Annotated in this window: 17 protein-coding genes; 3 read left to right on the top strand and 14 right to left on the bottom strand. The window is 63.3% G+C overall.

Translation table 11 applies throughout. The annotated features are described in order from the left end of the window. Nucleotides 1–94: 94 nt before the first annotated feature. Nucleotides 95–325, bottom strand: coding sequence for a hypothetical protein (locus tag BUE39_RS34205; RefSeq protein ID WP_143031935.1), 231 nt, complete (start codon nucleotides 323–325; stop codon nucleotides 95–97). Between BUE39_RS34205 and BUE39_RS14640 the strand changes: the two genes are divergently transcribed. Then, entirely contained in the window at nucleotides 325–1,251 is a 927-nt protein-coding gene (locus BUE39_RS14640; protein ID WP_073429386.1) for a bifunctional helix-turn-helix transcriptional regulator/GNAT family N-acetyltransferase, read from the top strand. The two genes, BUE39_RS34205 and BUE39_RS14640, sit on opposite strands and share 1 nt — an antisense overlap. An 81-nt stretch (nucleotides 1,252–1,332) precedes the next feature. On the opposite strand, the gene BUE39_RS14635 is transcribed toward BUE39_RS14640, so the two are convergent. Next, on the bottom strand, nucleotides 1,333–2,145 hold the full coding sequence (locus BUE39_RS14635) for a MetQ/NlpA family ABC transporter substrate-binding protein (RefSeq protein WP_073429385.1): 813 nt from the start codon (nucleotides 2,143–2,145) through the stop codon (nucleotides 1,333–1,335). 313 nt (nucleotides 2,146–2,458) lie between these two features. Further along, entirely contained in the window at nucleotides 2,459–4,267 is a 1,809-nt protein-coding gene (locus tag BUE39_RS14630) for a methyl-accepting chemotaxis protein (RefSeq protein ID WP_073429384.1), read from the bottom strand. Nucleotides 4,268–4,518: 251 nt separating this feature from the next. On the opposite strand from BUE39_RS14630, the gene BUE39_RS14625 reads away from it, so the two are divergent. Then, nucleotides 4,519–4,809, top strand: a complete 291-nt coding sequence (locus tag BUE39_RS14625) for a YciI family protein (RefSeq protein ID WP_073429383.1) — start codon at nucleotides 4,519–4,521, stop codon at nucleotides 4,807–4,809. 70 nt (nucleotides 4,810–4,879) lie between these two features. Here the strand turns inward: BUE39_RS14625 and BUE39_RS14620 are convergent, their stop codons facing one another. From BUE39_RS14620 to BUE39_RS14600, 5 genes are all read right to left on the bottom strand, one after another. Next, nucleotides 4,880–5,509, bottom strand: a complete 630-nt coding sequence (locus tag BUE39_RS14620) for an SCO family protein (RefSeq protein ID WP_073429382.1) — start codon at nucleotides 5,507–5,509, stop codon at nucleotides 4,880–4,882. A gap of 4 nt (nucleotides 5,510–5,513) precedes the next feature. After that, the gene (gene cyoE, locus BUE39_RS14615) at nucleotides 5,514–6,419 is read right to left on the bottom strand and encodes a heme o synthase (RefSeq protein WP_073429381.1); all 906 of its coding nucleotides are present in this window, start codon (nucleotides 6,417–6,419) and stop codon (nucleotides 5,514–5,516) included. A 5-nt stretch (nucleotides 6,420–6,424) separates the two neighbouring features. Beyond that, nucleotides 6,425–7,534: a COX15/CtaA family protein gene (locus BUE39_RS14610; RefSeq protein WP_073429380.1), complete on the bottom strand. Its 1,110-nt coding sequence runs from the start codon at nucleotides 7,532–7,534 to the stop codon at nucleotides 6,425–6,427. Between the two features lie 25 nt (nucleotides 7,535–7,559). Next, nucleotides 7,560–8,225: an SCO family protein gene (locus tag BUE39_RS14605; RefSeq protein ID WP_073429379.1), complete on the bottom strand. Its 666-nt coding sequence runs from the start codon at nucleotides 8,223–8,225 to the stop codon at nucleotides 7,560–7,562. A 69-nt stretch (nucleotides 8,226–8,294) separates the two neighbouring features. After that, the gene (locus BUE39_RS14600) at nucleotides 8,295–9,011 is read right to left on the bottom strand and encodes an SURF1 family protein (RefSeq protein WP_073429378.1); all 717 of its coding nucleotides are present in this window, start codon (nucleotides 9,009–9,011) and stop codon (nucleotides 8,295–8,297) included. Nucleotides 9,012–9,122: 111 nt separating this feature from the next. On the opposite strand from BUE39_RS14600, the gene BUE39_RS14595 reads away from it, so the two are divergent. Then, on the top strand, nucleotides 9,123–9,332 hold the full coding sequence (locus BUE39_RS14595; protein ID WP_073429377.1) for a twin transmembrane helix small protein: 210 nt from the start codon (nucleotides 9,123–9,125) through the stop codon (nucleotides 9,330–9,332). Between the two features lie 158 nt (nucleotides 9,333–9,490). On the opposite strand, the gene BUE39_RS14590 is transcribed toward BUE39_RS14595, so the two are convergent. From BUE39_RS14590 to coxB, 6 genes are all read right to left on the bottom strand, one after another. Beyond that, nucleotides 9,491–10,348 (bottom strand): cytochrome c oxidase subunit 3, encoded by an 858-nt coding sequence (locus tag BUE39_RS14590; protein ID WP_073429376.1) that lies wholly within the window; start codon nucleotides 10,346–10,348, stop codon nucleotides 9,491–9,493. Between the two features lie 131 nt (nucleotides 10,349–10,479). Further along, complete coding sequence (locus BUE39_RS14585; RefSeq protein ID WP_073429375.1) at nucleotides 10,480–10,689, bottom strand: DUF2970 domain-containing protein; 210 nt, start codon at nucleotides 10,687–10,689, stop codon at nucleotides 10,480–10,482. A 30-nt stretch (nucleotides 10,690–10,719) separates the two neighbouring features. Then, nucleotides 10,720–11,334 (bottom strand): cytochrome c oxidase assembly protein, encoded by a 615-nt coding sequence (locus BUE39_RS14580; RefSeq protein WP_073429374.1) that lies wholly within the window; start codon nucleotides 11,332–11,334, stop codon nucleotides 10,720–10,722. A 42-nt stretch (nucleotides 11,335–11,376) separates the two neighbouring features. Continuing rightward, the gene (locus tag BUE39_RS35465; RefSeq protein ID WP_090518769.1) at nucleotides 11,377–11,511 is read right to left on the bottom strand and encodes a cytochrome oxidase small assembly protein; all 135 of its coding nucleotides are present in this window, start codon (nucleotides 11,509–11,511) and stop codon (nucleotides 11,377–11,379) included. 116 nt (nucleotides 11,512–11,627) lie between these two features. Further along, entirely contained in the window at nucleotides 11,628–13,241 is a 1,614-nt protein-coding gene (gene ctaD, locus BUE39_RS14575) for a cytochrome c oxidase subunit I (protein WP_073429373.1), read from the bottom strand. Nucleotides 13,242–13,285: 44 nt separating this feature from the next. Continuing rightward, nucleotides 13,286–14,923 (bottom strand): cytochrome c oxidase subunit II, encoded by a 1,638-nt coding sequence (gene coxB, locus BUE39_RS14570; protein ID WP_073429372.1) that lies wholly within the window; start codon nucleotides 14,921–14,923, stop codon nucleotides 13,286–13,288. Nucleotides 14,924–14,958: the final 35 nt, after the last annotated feature.

Here is a 14,958-nt window from a genome sequence, read left to right as displayed (position 1 = left end):
CCCATTATATAACCAACATAATACCAGTCAATCGACTGGTTCCATGCTGCCACGGCCTGTGTCAAAGCCTTGCCGGATAAGCGTCAGCCGGGCATTACAGCGCCTTTGACGATGCTTTTCCGGCACCAGGATTTACCCGCACGCGGGAGGTGAAACCCGAAAAACGCGATCCATACTGGGCTCCTACAAGCCGGGCGAGATGACCATGATCCATACCTTTTTGATACCACTTGCCGCGCCGCCGCCCAAGCGACTTTTTTAATGGAATGCCTTCAAATATAGTGTTGTGTACCCAGCCCATAAAAAATCCCCCCGGGAGCAGCATTGACAGATTCCGAGGCGCTGCGACGCGCTCAGGCCGTCCGCCATTTCAACCGCTTCTATACCCAGCACATCGGCGCATTGCATGAGCATCTGGCAAGAAGCGCCTTCTCGCTTACGGAAGTGCGAGTCCTGCACGAACTCTCCCGCGGACATGCGCAGACAGCGTCGGCGCTCGGCCGCGCGCTCGGGCTCGACAGCGGTTATCTGAGCCGTCTGCTGACCAGCTTCGAGCGACGCAATCTGATCACGCGGCGCCCGTCCGACTCGGATGCGCGGCAGTCGCTGATCGCGCTCACCGACAACGGCCAAGCGGCTTATGCGCCGCTCGATGCGGCGGCGATCGAAGAAGTGTCCGGGGTACTGGGCGGCCTCGCGCCGCGCGCCCAGCAAGATCTCATCGCTGCGATGAAGCTGATCGAGCGGCTGCTCCGCGGCAAGCAACTCGCTGGACCGGTCGAGCTTCGGCAGCCGCGCGTCGGCGAATGCGGCTGGCTCGTGCATCGGCAAGCGCAATGGTTCGCCGCGCAATACGGCTGGGACCAATCGTTCGAAGGACTGCTCGCACGCGTCGTCGCCGATTACACGCAACGCAACGATCCGGTGCGCGAGATGTGCTGGGTCGCCGATCAGGAGGGCATCGTGGTCGGCTCGGTGTGCATCGTCGGCGTCTCGACGACGGTGGCGGGCGTGCGGCTGTTGTGGGTGGAGCCGGACGCGCGGCGTCTCGGCATCGGCACGCAGTTGCTCAGCGAATGCCTGCGCTTCGCCGGGCGCGCGGGTTACACGAAGCTCACGCTGACCACCGCGAGCACGCTTGCGGACCCGCGCCGGCTATGCGAGCGCGCCGGCTTCACGCTCGCGGGCACGGCGGCGGAGCGGCGCTTCGGGAAGGACCTGACGGTTGAGCGGTGGGAGCGCGAGTTGTAGGAGCGGGGCGGGGCTGGCCTGCATGCGAGTGAAGGAGCTGCCGGTTGCCCCTTTCACTCGCACTCGCTTGAACGCAGCCGCTTAGAACGACGGCACCACCGAACCCTTGAACTGCGTCTTGATGAACTGGCGCACGTCTTCCGACTGGTAAGCCGCGACCAGCTTCCTGACCCACGGCTTGTCCTTGTCCTGTGCGCGCACGGCGATCAGATTCGCATACGGGCTGTGAATGTCCTCGAGCGCGATGGCGTCCCTGGTCGGCTGCAATCCGGCGGCCAGCGCGAAGTTGGTGTTGATCGCGGCGGCGTCGACATCCGACAGCGAGCGCGGCAGTTGCGCGGCGTCGAGTTCGACGAGCTTGATCTTCTTCGGATTGTCGGCGACGTCGAGCGCGGTCGCGTTATTGCCGTTCGCGCCCGCGCCGGCCTTGAGCTTGATCACGCCTTGCGCCTGCAACAACAGCAGCGCGCGGTTCTCGTTCGACGGATCGTTAGGCACCGCGATCTTCGCGCCTTGCGGCAGATCCTTCAGCGACTTCAGCTTCTTCGAGTAGATGCCGAGTGGCGAGATATACGTCAGGCCGACGTTGACGATCTTGTAGCCGCGCTGCTTGATCTGGCTATCGAGGTAGGGCTGGTGCTGGAAACTGTTCGCGTCGAGGTCGCCCGCGTCGAGCGCGGCGTTCGGCTGCACGTAATCGTTGAATTCGACGACCTTCACGTTCAGCCCTTCGCGCTTCGCCACCTTCGTGACGACTTCCCAGATTTGCGCATCCGAGCCGCCGATGGTGCCGACCTTGATGGCTTTGTCGTCGGCGTGCGCGCCGAAGCTGGTGACGATCGCCGCGCCGGCGACGACTGCCGAGAGGGCCTTGAGTATGTTTCTGCGCTGCATGTAGTTCTCGCTTTTTCTGATCGATGTCAGATTCGGGTGGAAGCGGGCGGCGTTGCTCAGCGATGCTTCGCGTTGCTCTGCGTGACTGATTGCAGCGCCGCCAACTGGACCGTAAATGCTCTCATAGGCCCGGCGAGATGGGAAATATCACGATCGCATATAGGTATGCGCGTTCGCGCGCAAGACAGGAACGTGCGCGGCTTTGCTTGCGGGCGACGGCGCGACAAGCGGTCGAGCCTCCGTGGCCGGCTACGGGCCTGGTGAGCGCACGAGAGGTTCGCGCGCTCACATGCCTGCAATGCGGCGAGGCTGGCTAGAACGCGGTCCAGTCGTCGTCCGAGGCGGCCGGCTTCGCGTCCGCGGCGGCCGGGCGCGTGAGCGCCGGCTTCGTGCTTGCAGCAGACGTGGCCGATGCGACAGGCGCGGAAAGCTTCAGCCGAACCGACTGCGGCTCGGCACGCGCGGCCGACTGCATCCGCCCCGTTGCGCCCGCTTCGCGCTTCGGGCCCGCCTGCACCGCCGCCGTCACTCTGCGCGCCGCCAGGGCAGCCGGTCGCTCGGCCACGGCATCCGCGCCGTTCACGCGAAACGCACTCACGGTGTCGCGCAGACGCCTCGCCTGATCCTGCAACGAAGCCGCCGCAGCCGCGGCCTGCTCGACCAGCGCCGCATTCTGCTGCGTCACTTCGTCCATTTGCGTGACGGCGCGGCCGACCTGCGAAATGCCGCCGCTCTGCTCCTCGGACGCCGCCGCGATCTCGCCCATGATGTCGGTCACACGTTGCACCGCTTGCAGGATTTCGCCCATCGTCGCGCCGGCTTGCTGCACGAGCGTCGAGCCGTTGTGCACGCGTTCGACCGACGCGCCGATCAACTGCTTGATCTCCTTGGCCGCCGTCCCCGAGCGCTGCGCGAGGCTGCGCACCTCGCCCGCGACGACCGCGAAGCCGCGGCCCTGCTCGCCCGCGCGCGCGGCTTCCACCGCCGCGTTCAACGCCAGAATGTTGGTCTGAAAAGCAATGCCCTCGATCACGCCGATGATGTCGGCGATCTGCCGCGAGCTCTCGTTGATCTCGCCCATCGTGTCGATCACGCGGCTCACCACGTCGTTGCCGCGCGTCGCGATCTCGGACGCGTTATGCGCGAGGCCGCTCGCCTGGCGCGCGTTGTCGGCGTTCTGCTTGACCGTCGCGGTCAACTCTTCCATGCTCGCGGCGGTTTCCTGCAACGAGGCCGCCTGCTGCTCGGTGCGCTGGGACAGATCGCCGTTGCCGGCTGCAATCTGCTGCGTCGCCGAGGCGATCGATTCCGCCGAACTGCGAATCTCGCCGATGGTCCGCTGCAATCGGCTCTGCATTTCATGCATCGCGGCCATCATGCTGGTCTTGTCATGCGGACGGACCGCGACGGCTTGCGTCAGATCGCCCTGCGCGATATGCGCCGCGAGCCGCGCCGCCTGTTCCGGTTCGCCGCCGAGACTGGCGCGCACGTTGCGGATGATGAGCACCATCGCCAGCGAGATGAGCGCGCCGATCACGAGCACGACGGCGAGGTGTCCCAGCAGCGTCTGATAGTAGACGGTGTCGATGTCCTTGATGAACACGCCGCTCGTGATGTTCCAGTCCCACGGCGCGAAACGCACCACATAGCTGACTTTCGGCACCGCCGTTTCACTGTGCGGCAGACGTCCGCGATATTGCGCGAAGCCGCGGCCGCTGGCCTTGGCGGCATCGACGATCGCCACGTACAACAACTTGCCGTCCGGGTCCTTGAAGTCGCCCACTGGCTTGCCGGTCATTTGCGGCAGCGTCGGATGCATCAGCACGACCGGTTTCGAATCCATCACGAACAGATAGCCGGACTCGCCGTAGCGCATCGTCGCAAGACGGGCGAGCGCCTCGCGCTGGGCATCGGCCTCGCTCATCTTGCCGTTCTGCGAAAGCGCGTAGTAGCCGTTCACGACGCCCTGCGCCGCCTCGACGAGGTTCGCCATGCCCGCCTTGCGCTCGGCCAGCATCGTGCCGCGCGTTTCGATCGCGCTCCACAAGCCGACGCCGAGCAGCCCCAGCCATACGAGCGCGAGCGACAGCCATAGTTTGCGATTCAAACTCATCCTGCTCATTGAGGTCTCTCTCGTGTGATTTCGTTTTGAGTGCCGCGCACGCCAATACCGGCGGCAAACGATTGCCACGGTTATATCGGCATGGCGGACGCTCAACTTGAGAAAACCGTAAGGGGCCCGATGGCTGGAAGAAAGGCCGCGAGGCGAGTCGGCCGTACGCAAGAAACCCGCGGCTGACCGATAATCGAGGGCCAGGTGGCCGCGAATCCGAGCGGTCCATTCGATTCATTCAATTGCCTGCGAGAACACTTATGTACGTCATCAATCTCATCTACACCGCACCGCTCGAACGTATCGACGACGCGCTCGAAGCGCACCGCGCGTTTCTGACGAAGCACTTCGATGCAGGCGTATTCGTGGCCGCCGGGCCGAAGATGCCGCGCGACGGCGGCATCATTCTGGCGGTGCGCATCGAGCGCGATAAGCTGGACGAGATTCTCGCGAGCGACCCGTTCGCGCAGCAAAATCTCGCGCGTTATGAAGTGACGGAGTTCAAGACGACGCGCCTCGCGGCGGGGTTGAATTTGCCGGTTCCGGCTTGAAAACGGCAGCGAGGAAGGGATTTGAGAACGGGGCGCGCGGCTGATAGGCGCGCCCCCATGTATCGAAGCGTCAGTCGAGCAGCAGCTTGATGTCGTGCACCCAGGGCGCCGCGCCCTGGCCGTCGCGCGCGAACAGACGCAGTTTGCCGTTCGTGTCGAGTACATAGCTCGCCGCCGTGTGATCCATCGTGTAGCTGTCCGGCGTCTTGCCCGGCACTTTCGCATAGTAGATGCGGAAGTCTTTCGTGACCTTGGTGAGTTGCGCCTGATCGGCCGGACGCAAGCCGACGAACGTCGGGTTGAACGCCGGCACGTATTGCGCGAGCAAGGCGGGCGTGTCGCGCTCGGGATCGACGGTGACGAAAAGCACCTGCACGCGCTTCGCGTCTTCCGGGCCGAGTTGCTGTAGCGCTTGCGAGAGTTCGGCCATCGTCGTCGGGCAGACATCCGGGCAATGCGTGTAGCCGAAGAACAGCACCACGACCTTGCCCTTGTAATCCGCCATTGTGCGGATCTTGCCAGACGTGTCGGGCAGCGCGAAGTCGCTCCCGAATTGAGTATTGCCGGTGATGTCGAGATTCTGGAACGCCGGCGGCTGCTTGCCGCAGCTTGCCAGCAGCGCGGCGCCGCCAAGCGCGCAAGCGATCACGGCGGTCCGCACGGCAGCACGCGCCGTGCGCGCGAAGCGGTTTTTGATCATGGGATTAAACGCCGATCAGGACGCGTGCGTAATGGTCGATCAGCAGCGCGGCGAACAGCAGCGACAGATAGACGATCGAATAACGGAAGGTTCTGCGCGCCAGATCGTCCGAATACTCCCGATAGATCTTCCACGCATACGCGAGGAACACGGCGCCGAGCAGCGCCGCCGCCGCGAGGTACACCACGCCGCTCATGCCGGAGATGAACGGCATCATCGTGACCGCGAACAGGATCACCGTGTAGAGCAGGATATGCAGACGCGTGTACTTCTCGCCGTGCGTGTTCGGCAACATCGGCAAGCCGGCGTTTTCGTAGTCTTTGCGGCGATAGAGCGCGAGCGCCCAGAAATGCGGCGGCGTCCACACGAAGATGATCAGCACGAGAATCCATGCGTCCCCAGGCACGTGGCCGGTGACCGCGGCCCAGCCGAGCGCCGGCGGCATTGCGCCCGAGGCGCCGCCGATCACGATGTTCTGGGGCGTGGCGGGCTTGAGCAGCAGCGTATAGATGACCGCATAGCCGACGAAGGTGGCCAGCGTCAGCCACATGGTCAGCGCATTGGCGAACGTGTAAAGCGTCCACATGCCGAGGCCGCCGAGCACGGCCGAAAACGACAGGATCTGCACGGTGGTGATTTCGCCGCGCGCGGACGGCCGCCATGAGGTGCGGCGCATCTTCGCGTCGATTTTCTGTTCGACGAGGCAGTTGATCGCGAACGCCGCGCCGGCCAGCAGCCAGATGCCGACGGTGCCGCCGATCAGCACGGTCCACGGCACCATGCCGGGCGTCGACAGAAACATGCCGATGACCGCGCAGAACACCGCAAGCTGCGTGACGCGCGGCTTGGTCAGGGCGATGTACTGGGAGACCCGGCTGCCGGGCGTTTGGGAGAGAGTTGTGCTGTCCATGTGGGTCACGCTGGCGCGGCATCGCGCGCGGGCAACGCGGCGCGGCCGGGACGGCTAGAAGCGATTCGAAAGTTTAGCATAACGAGTAGCAGCAGCAGGATCGCCGCGCCGCCGTTATGGGCGACCGCAATGGGTAGCGGCCATTGCAAAACGATGTTCGACAGGCCGGTGATGAACTGGATCAGCACGATCAGCAGCACGCCGTCCGCCGGACGGCGCAGCGACTCGAAGCGGCGCAGTTTCAGCGCGAACCATACCAGATAGGCGACCACCACGATCGCGAACGTGCGGTGCGTCCAGTGAATCGCGACCAGCGCATCCTGCGTGATCATGTCGCCGTCGCGGGTCATCCCGAGTGCGCGCCACAGGTGGAAGCCGTGCTCGAAGTCCATTGACGGGACCCATTGGCCGTTGCAGGTCGGGAAGTCCGTGCAGGCGAGCACGGCGTAGTTCGTGCTGACCCATCCGCCCAACGCGATCTGCACGATCAGCAGCACGAGGCCGGCGATGGCCGCCGCGCGCCAGCGCGCGGCTTCGGGTTCGTAAGCGGGCAACGGCGTCTGCCGGGCGGCCAGCCAGCCGAGCGTGCCGAGCAGCGCGAGGCCGAGCAGCAAGTGAATCGTCACGATCACCGGTTGCAGTTTCATCGTCACGGTCCATGCCCCGAATGCGCCCTGCACCAGAATCAGCAGCAACAGCGAGGTCGGCCACCACGGCGACACATGCAGCGGGCGGCGCTTGATGCGCGCCGTCCACGCAATCACCGTCTGCGCGATGATCAGCACGCCGATCGCCATGGCGAAGTAGCGGTGGATCATTTCAATCCATGCCTTCGTCATGCTGACCGGGCCGGTGGGCATCGCCTGATGCGCGGCAGTGATCGCCGCGTGCGCGATGAACGGCGACGACGTGCCGTAGCAGCCCGGCCAGTCGGGACAGCCGAGGCCGGAATCGGTGAGGCGCGTGAAGCCGCCGAACATCACCAGGTCCAGCGTCAGGAAAGTGGTGAGCCAGACCAGCTTGCGGAATTTGTTGTCGTCGGCCTTGACCCACACGTAGGACAGCGGCAACAACGCGATACACAAGCCGATCAAGGCCAGTTGCAGGACGAACATCTTCTCTCTTACCCTGGTTGCGGCGTCAGCCGATGCTCGACCATTTGAGCAGCCTGGTCACGTCGCCCTTGATCTTGCTGGGGTTCGGATCTTTCGGGAAACGCATCATCAGATTGCCGTTCGGATCGACCATGTAAATGTGATCGGTGAGTTGGGTGCCGGTATCGGCCGGCAGCCACGCGGCCACTTGCGCCGGGTCGGCGACCAGCATGTTGGTGTCGGGATACGCTTTTTGTATCACGTCCGCGACGTTGCCTGCGTCGGTGCGCAGCCATACTTCGACGACGCGCTCGCGCTCCGGTCCCTGCGCCGCGCGGATTTGCCGCATGAAGTAGAGCTTGGTGACGCAGGCTTTGTCGCACGCGCTGCTGTCGACCGAAATCAGCAGCCAGCGGCCGCGCAGCGAAGCGAACTTGAGCGGCTTGCCGTCCTCGCCCGTGACCATGAGCGAGTCGGGGATCGGCCGCTGCGGTTCGACCAGCTTGCCGTAACTCGTGCTGCCGCCGGTCGGCTTGATCACGTAGTACGTGACATACGACACGACGATCGGCGCCGCGCAGACGATCGCCAGCAACAACAGGATCCAGCGGCCACGCTCCCATGAGCCCTTGCCGTTGGGTTGGCCGGGCATCGCTTGCTTCGGAGCTTCGGATTTGCCGGCTTGCGGCGAACGGGGAGATTGCGTCGACACTACAGAACCTCTTTCAATGATTGCGCGGTCGCCGGCCCGTGCGTGGCCGACGAAACCGCATGCGCTGCGTTACACGCCCGGCGCGTGCTCTTTTTTTGCCGCGCGGCGCGCGGCGTACACGCCGAAGACGAGCGCCGCGGCCGCCATGCCCCACCACTGGAACATATAGCCGTAATTGCGCTCGACGCCGCTCGTCGGCGCAGGCCAATCGCGCACCAGTTTGTCGCCGTCGTCGTTCAATTGCTGGATCACGAACGATTGCAACGGCAGGCCGGTTTCCGCGGCGTAAGCGGCAATATCCAGATTCTGCCGGATCAACTGATGCGCGGCAGAACCGCCCTGCCCCAACTCGAAAGCGCGCGAAGCATCGGCGCGCGCGATACCCTCGATTTCGATCTCGCCTTGCGGCGTGGCATACGGCGCGATGGTCTCGCGATTGCTCATGTTGCGCGGCAACCAGCCGCGATTGACCAGCACATAACCACCGTCGGCCAGTTTAAAAGGCATCACGACGTAAAAGCCGGGCTGATCGTTATACGGACGATTATCGAGGTACACGACCTTGTCCGCGACGAAACTGCCGCGCGCCTTCACGCGATGGAATTCGATGTCCTTCAATTCGACCGCCTGGCTGCTCACCGGCTGCGCCGGCGCATGCTCGAACTGCGTGATGTGCGCTTCGAGCGCTTCCTTTTGATGCGCGCGCTCGCGCTGCCAGAAACCGAGCCGCACGGTCACCACGATCACCAGCAGAATCAGCAGTGCGGGAATGAGGCGAATTTTCATCGAACGCGCTCCGGCATCGCGCGCCGCACCACCGGGAAGGTACGGCAGACGCTAGCGCGCGGTGAGATAATGATCGTCTCGCCTATGCGCTTTCCGCTTTCAGTTGGTTCCATGCACATTCTCGTTCCCGTCGCCTTCGTCCTGATCATCGCCAGCATGGTGTCGGCGCTGTACTTCATGATGCATGACAAGGGCAAAACCAAGCGGATGGTCTGGTCGCTCGCCACGCGGGTGGGCCTGTCGATCTCGCTGTTCCTGTTCATCCTGTTCGCACACTGGATGGGCTGGATTCAGTCGACCGGTATTCCTTACGGGCGTTGAGCCCGGCGGAAAGTCCCCTACTCCGCTAAACAAAACGCCGCCCTGACAGGGTCGAGGGCGGCGCTGATCCGTTCCTTATGCGCCGCGTCCTTCACAGACGTTGCGCGACCGGCTTCTCATGCGATTCCGGCGAACCGGCGGACGCAAGCCGGACTGCGTTACAGCCAGTACACCACGACGTACAGCCCCAGCCACACCACGTCGACAAAGTGCCAGTACCAGGCGGCGCCTTCGAACGCGAAGTGATGCTCCGCCGTGAAGTGGCCGCGAATCATGCGCGCCAGCACCACCGCCAGCATCGTGCCGCCGAGGAACACGTGGAAACCGTGGAAGCCCGTCAGCAGGAAGAACGTTGAACCGTACACGCCCGAGGCCAGCGTCAGGTTCAGTTCGTGGTAAGCGTGAAAATACTCGTAGCCCTGAAAGAACAGAAAGACGACGCCGAGCACGAGCGTAGCCGCCAGCCAGATCATCGCCTTCTTGCGATGATCTTCGCGCAGCGCGTGGTGCGAAACGGTCAGCGTGGCGCCCGAGGACAGCAGCAGCGCCGTGTTGATGGTCGGGATCGGCCACGGCTGCATCGACTTGAAGGTCGAGACCAGCGCTGCCGGACCATTGTTCGGCCACACCGCGGAGAAGTCCGGCCAGATCAGCTTGTAATCGAGGCTGCCGAGTTGATGCAGCGCGATTTCGCGCGCGTAGAACAGCGCGCCGAAGAACGCGCCGAAGAACATCACTTCGGAGAAGATGAACCAGCTCATGCTCCAGCGGTACGACTTGTCGACATTCTTGCCGTACATGCCGCCTTCCGACTCGGCGATCGCGTCGCCGAACCAGTGCCACAAGGTAAAGAGCAGCCACAACAAACCGACGACAACGCCAATCGGCGCCCAGTCATGCGCATTGATCCAGGCCGCCAGCGATCCGAGCATGACCAGCAACCCAACCGCGGCGCTAATCGGATGCCGCGACGGATGCGGTACGAAATAGTACGGGCTCTCGTTTTGACCGCTCATTCTTGATTCTCCACTTCAGTCCAGTTGTTCCGGAATCTCCGGCTGTATCTTCGGCGGCGCGTCGATACCGCACCGCTTCACTCTAATTCGTGGGCTTTGCTTCGCCCTGTATCCTGCACGCGCCTACCGCTTCAACCCACCACGGTCCGCACGACCAGGATCAGCACGCCGATGAAAACGGCCGCGCAGATCAACGCCGCCGCAATCACATGCAGCGGGTTCAACTGCGTGGCGTCCGCTTCCAGATCGCGGCGCTTGCGCACGCCGAAAAACGACCAGAGCACGGCTCGCATCGACTGGCCAAAACTGCTCTTGCGCGGACTGCCGCCGTTATTGCTCATCTCGTCTTCCTTCGCCAGCGGCTCATGCCGTCAAGCGGGGTTGGCGGCGGTTGCCGCCGTATTGGCCGGGAGCGCCGCGCTTCCGGTCTTCGCCGCGGCCGGCGTGCTCAATTCAAAGAACGTGTACGACAACGTGATCGTTTTCACATCCTTCGGCAACTTCGGATCGACCACGAACACCACCGGCATCCGCTTGGTCTGATTCGCGGTCAACGTCTGCTGCGTAAAGCAAAAACACTCGATCTTCTTGAAGTACTCGGTGGCCTGTTTCGGCGCGTAGCTCGGAATGGCTTGCGCCTGAATCGTGCGCGCCTGCTCGTTGCTGACCTCGTACATCACCGTCGTCACTTCGCCCGGGTGCACGTCGAGGCTGCGCTGCTCCGGCTTGAAACCCAACGGGCCGCGCGCGTTCGCGTCGAATTCGATCGAAATCGTGCGGCTCATGTCGACCTGCGTATTCTTCGCCTCGCGCGCCGTGGCATCACGCTGCACGAGGTTGTTGATGCCGGTGATCTCGCAGATCGCGCGGTACATCGGCACCAGCGCAAAACCGAAACCGAACATCATCAACGCGACCACGAACAGCTTGATCAGCATCGAACGGTTAAAAGAGCGGTCGGCCTGAGCCGGCGGTTGCGTCGACATCTCAATCCTCAACAAACCTGCAAACGGACTTCAACCGCCGCGTCAGGAGAACCACGCCTGATTGATGATGACGCTCGCAAAAAATATCGCTGCGATGGCGAACATCACAAGTCCAATCCGCCTGTTGCTTGCGCGAATCTGTTCCGGCGTACGTCTTTCCTGTGGATTGCGCGTCATGCTCAAGCTTCTGAATACCTTTGTGACACGGCGGAAACCGCCGCTACGGCTGCCGGCCCGGAGGGCGACGCGCTATCCGCGCCGCCGCCGCAACCGGCTATCTTGCTGGCTGACGATTACTCGACCGTCGGCGGGTTTTCGAACGTGTGGAACGGAGCCGGACTCGGCACGGTCCACTCGAGGCCCGTTGCGCCGTCCCACGGCTTGTCGCCGGCCTTTTCATGGTCGCCGCCGCCACGGTAGGCCGGCAATGCAACAGCGAACAGGAAGTACACCTGCGCCAGACCAAAACCGAAAGCGCCGATCGAGATGACCTGGTTCCAGTCGGTGAACTGGGCCGGATAGTCAGCATAGCGACGCGGCATGCCTGCGAGACCGACGAAGTGCATCGGCAGGAACGCGAGGTTGAAGAAGAACATCGACGCCCAGAAGTGGATCTTGCCGCGCGTTTCGTTGTACATCCAGCCGGTCCACTTCGGCGCCCAGTAGTACCAGCCGGAGAAGAGCGCGAAGAGCGACCCCGCCACCAGCACGTAGTGGAAGTGCGCCACCACGAAGTAGGTGCCGTGATACTGAATGTCGAGCGGCGCCATCGCGAGCATCAGGCCCGACAGACCGCCGAACGTGAACACCAGCAGGAAGCCGACCGCGAACAGCATAGGCGTTTCGAAGCTCAGCGAACCGCGCCACATCGTCGCGACCCAGTTGAACACCTTCACGCCTGTCGGCACCGCGATCAGCATCGTGGCGTACATGAAGAACAGTTGGCCCGTCACCGGCATGCCGGTTGCGAACATGTGGTGCGCCCAGACCATGAACGACAGAATCGCGATCGACGAGGTTGCGTACACCATCGAGCTATAGCCGAACAGCGGCTTGCGCGAGAACGCCGGAATCACCTGCGACACGATCCCGAACGCCGGCAAGATCATGATGTACACCTCGGGGTGCCCGAAGAACCAGAAGATATGCTGGTACATGACCGGGTCGCCGCCGCCGGCCGCGTTGAAGAACGACGTGCCGAAGTGACGGTCGAACAGCACCATGGTGATCGCGCCTGCGAGAACCGGCATCACGGCAATCAGCAGGTATGCGGTGATCAGCCATGTCCAGACGAACATCGGCATTTTCATCAGCGTGAGGCCGGGCGCGCGCATGTTCAGGATCGTCACGACGATGTTGATCCCGCCCATGATCGACGAAGCGCCCATCAGGTGAACCGCGAAAATCGCGAAGTCCATGCCGGGGCCCATCTGCGTGGACAACGGCGCGTAGAGCGTCCAGCCGGCGGCGGTCGCGCCGCCCGGCGAGAAGAACGAACCGACCAACAGGACAGCCGCCACCGGCAGCAGCCAGAAGCTGAAGTTGTTCATCCGCGCGAAAGCCATGTCCGATGCGCCGATCTGCAGCGGCACCATCCAGTTCGCGAAGCCGACGAACGCCGGCATGATCGCGCCGAACACCATGATCAGGCCGTGCATGGTGGTCAACTGGTTGAAGAACTCGGGGCGCATGATCTGCAAACCCGGCTCGAACAGTTCGGCACGGATCATCAGCGCCATCACGCCCCCGGAGAGGAACATGACGAACGAGAAGATCAGGTACAGCGTACCGATGTCCTTGTGATTGGTTGCGAACAGCCAACGGCGCCAGCCATGCGGCGTTTCGTGGGCATGGTCGCCGTGCACGTGCTCGTGGCCCGCGACTACATCGTGTCCGATGCTAGACATGACAATCTCCTAAAGCAAATACTGCGATGCTGACCATGAACACGTCAGGCAGCCGGGCTGATCTGAACACGCCGGGCTTCTTTCGCGTCGCTGCCGCCCGTGATCGTTTCCGGCTTCTTCAAAATAATGTGGTCTTCGGCGATGCCGGCTGCCTTCAACGCGTCGCGCACGGCTTCGGCGCGGCTCTTCGCGAGCTTGGCGTTGGTGTCGGCGGAACCGGTTGCGTCGGTGAAACCGGACAGCGTGAACTTCGCGTCCGGATGCGCCTTCGCGTAAGCCGCGGCCGCCTCGACCGCCGCTTTCGCGTCGGCCGGCAGCGTGCTCTTGCCCGTATCGAAGTAGACGCTTGCCGGCAATGCCGCTTGCGGTGCGGCCGCGCTGTCCGAAGCGCCCGCGGCTGCTTCCGCACCCGAGGCACCCGAAGCTGCCGCCGCACCCGAAGCCGCTTCGGCACCGCTCGCCGCGGCGCCTGCGTCGGCCAGATGGTTGCCGCCTTCGGGCAGCTTGCCGTTACGCGCGTCCGCCACCTGCTTCGGCTGGAGAATGTCGCCCGTGTGGTTGCTCCACGCGTTACGTTCGTATGTGATGACCGAGGCGATCTCGACGTCGTTCAGCGTCGGCGCCCACGCAGGCATCGCGTTCTTGCCCTTCAGTACGAGGCTTACGTGCTCGGCCAGCGGGCCGTGCGCGACCTTGCTGCCGTCGATTGCCGGGAATGCGCCCGCGCCCTTGCCGGTCGGCTGATGGCAGACCGCGCAATTCGCCGCGTACACCTTGCCGCCGCGCTCCATCAACTCGGCCAACGTGTAGGTCTTGTTCGGGTCGTCCTTGCCGGCCGCCATTTTCTTCTTCTGCGTGTCGACCCACTTCGCGTAGTCGTCGGCGGACAGTACGTCGACCACCACCGGCATGAACGCGTGTTCCTTGCCGCACAGTTCGGTACAGAAGCCGCGGAACGTGCCGACCTTTTCCGCCTTGAACCACGTGTCGCGCACGAAACCCGGAATCGCGTCCTGCTTCACGCCGAAAGCCGGCACGTACCAGGAGTGGACCACGTCGTTCGCGGTCGTGATGATGCGGATCTTGCTATTGACTGGAACGACGAGCGGATTGTCGACTTCCTGCAGATAGGTAGTGGAAATCGGCTGACGACCGTCGGTTTCCGCACGCGGCGTGGAGAGCGTGGACAGGAAACTGATGCCCTCGCCCGGACCCTTCACGTAGTCGTAGCCCCACTTCCACTGGTAGCCGGTGACCTTGATGGTGACGTCGGCGTTCGTGGTGTCCTTCATCGCGACGACGGTCTTGGTGGCGGGCAGCGCCATCAGCACGACGATGACGAACGGCACGATCGTCCAGATGATTTCGACGGTGGTGCTTTCGTGGAAATTCGAAGCCTTGTGGCCTTTCGATTTGCGGTGAGCAAAGATCGAATAGAACATCACAGCGAACACGCCGATGAAGATCACCGTGCAAAGAATCAGCATGAACGTGTGAAGGCTGTAGAGCTCCTCAGCGATTTTCGTCACAGGCGGCTGGAGATTGATCTCGTTGACGGCAGGGCCGCCCGGAACATCGCCCACTGCCAGGGCGGCACCGGCGAAAAGCAGTCCGCTCGTCGCCAGCACGCCCATGAGGGCTCGCTTGATTGTTTTCATAGCTTCCTTACCCAAAATTTCCATTCAAACCCTCGACCCCGCCGGCAGGCTGCCCCGCG

The organism is Paraburkholderia terricola (assembly GCF_900142195.1).
Classification (GTDB): domain Bacteria; phylum Pseudomonadota; class Gammaproteobacteria; order Burkholderiales; family Burkholderiaceae; genus Paraburkholderia; species Paraburkholderia terricola.
This window is presented reverse-complemented; position numbering and strand designations above follow the sequence as displayed.